At 65.5% G+C, this 1,428-nt stretch carries 1 protein-coding gene; it reads left to right on the top strand.

The features are described from left to right. Positions 1 to 1,428 (top strand): DNA gyrase subunit B (locus HX774_RS18565; RefSeq protein ID WP_178828916.1); only part of this gene is annotated, 1,428 nt, incomplete at both ends.

Raw genomic sequence — 1,428 nt, 5'->3', positions numbered from 1 at the left:
CGACAAGGTGTCCGGCGGCCTGCACGGCGTGGGCGTGTCCGTGGTCAACGCCCTGTCCGACTGGCTGGAGTTGAAGATCTATCGCGACGGCAAGGCGCATCAGATGCGCTTCGAGCGCGGCGACACGGTCAAGTCCCTGGTGATCACCGGCGACGCCCCGATCCGCACCGAGGGCGAAAAGGCCGGTCAGCCGCTGAGCGGCACCGAAGTCACCTTCTATCCGTCGGTCACGACCTTCAGCCACATCGACTTCGACCTGAAGACGCTGGAACACCGCCTGCGCGAGCTGGCCTTCCTGAACTCGGGCGTGGTCATCAAGCTGGCCGACCATCGCGGCGCCGAGCCGGTCGAGATCCTGCTGCACTACGAGGGCGGCGTCGAAGCCTTCGTGCGCCACCTCGACAAGTCCAAGACCCCGATCCTGAAGGACGTCATCGTCATTCGCGGCCAGAAGGACGGCATCGAGCTGGACCTGGCCCTGTGGTGGAACGACAGCTACCACGAGACCATGCTGTGCTTCACCAACAACATCCCGCAGCGGGATGGGGGCACCCACCTGTCGGCCTTCCGCACCTCGCTGACCCGCGTCATGGGCGCCTATATCGAGAGCTCGGGCCTGGCCAAGAAGGAGAAGGTCGCGCCGACCGGCGAGGACGCCCGCGAAGGCCTGACCTGCGTCCTGTCGGTCAAGGTGCCGGACCCCAAGTTCAGCTCCCAGACCAAGGACAAGCTGGTCTCCTCCGAGGTGCGTCCGGCGGTGGAGAACCTGTGCTCCGAAGGCCTGTCGCAATGGTTCGAGGAACACCCGGTCGAAGCCAAGCTTATTGTTTCGAAGATCATCGAGGCGGCGTCGGCCCGCGAAGCCGCCCGCAAGGCGCGCGACCTGACGCGGCGCAAGTCGGCGCTGGAGATCAGTTCCCTGCCCGGCAAGCTGGCCGACTGTCAGGAACGCGATCCGGCCAAGTCCGAACTCTTCATCGTCGAGGGCGATTCCGCCGGCGGCTCGGCCAAGCAGGCGCGCAACCGCGAGAACCAGGCCGTCCTGCCCCTGCGTGGCAAGATCCTGAACGTCGAGCGCGCGCGCTTTGACCGGATGCTCTCGTCGGAGCTGATCGGCACCCTGATCCTGGCGCTGGGCACGGGCATCGGCCGCGACGACTTTAACGCCGACAAGCTGCGCTATCACAAGATCATCCTGATGGCCGACGCCGACGTCGACGGCGCCCACATCCGCACCCTGCTGCTGACCTTCTTCTATCGTCAGATGCCGGAGCTGATCGAACGCGGCCACGTCTACATCGCCCAGCCGCCGCTCTATAAGGTCTCCAAGGGCAAGCAGAGCCGCTACCTGAAGGATCAGACGGAGATGGACTCCTATCTGATCGAGGAGGGCTGTTCCGAGGCCGAGCTGGACCTGGCCGGCGGCGA

The sequence above is a fragment of the Brevundimonas sp. P7753 genome (genome assembly GCF_013386595.1).
GTDB classification, from domain to species: Bacteria; Pseudomonadota; Alphaproteobacteria; order Caulobacterales; family Caulobacteraceae; genus Brevundimonas; species Brevundimonas bullata.
Note: the sequence above shows the minus strand (reverse complement) of the source record. Positions and strands in the feature narration are given on the sequence as shown.